Origin of the sequence: Psychrobacter sp. W2-37-MNA-CIBAN-0211, assembly GCF_040309405.1 — a bacterium.
Classification (GTDB): domain Bacteria; phylum Pseudomonadota; class Gammaproteobacteria; order Pseudomonadales; family Moraxellaceae; genus Psychrobacter; species Psychrobacter glaciei.
The window spans coordinates 1-332 of record NZ_JBEOOU010000071.1 but is presented as its reverse complement, the minus strand read 5'-3'; the positions used below and the strand labels follow the sequence as shown (position 1 = coordinate 332).

Annotated in this window: 1 protein-coding gene; it reads left to right on the top strand. The window is 45.5% G+C overall.

The window, feature by feature from the left end; all coding sequences use genetic code 11:
- A partial coding sequence (locus tag AAEY72_RS14340; protein WP_352311179.1) for a DUF411 domain-containing protein occupies positions 1–312 on the top strand: 312 nt, incomplete at its 5' end.
- Positions 313–332 lie beyond the last annotated feature (20 nt).

The following is a 332-nucleotide window of genomic DNA, read 5'->3' as shown; positions in this document are numbered from 1 at the left end:
ACCGCACAGAACGTTGAAGATTTGTCCTTGTTTAAAGAGCGCTACAGCGTACCGCAGCAGATGCGCTCTTGTCATACCGCCGTCACTACTGACGGCTACGTTTTTGAAGGTCATGTCCCTGCCAAATATATGGCACAGTTCCTAAAAAACCCACCAAGTGATGCGATCGGTCTTGCCGTACCTGGCATGCCAGTCGGTAGCCCTGGTATGGAATATCAAGATAAATTTATGCCGTATAAAGTGATGCAACTTAACAAAGATGGCTCAACAGCCATTTATGCAACCATTGAATCACCGCAGCAGCAATTATAGTTTGAGTGACGTTTAAATAG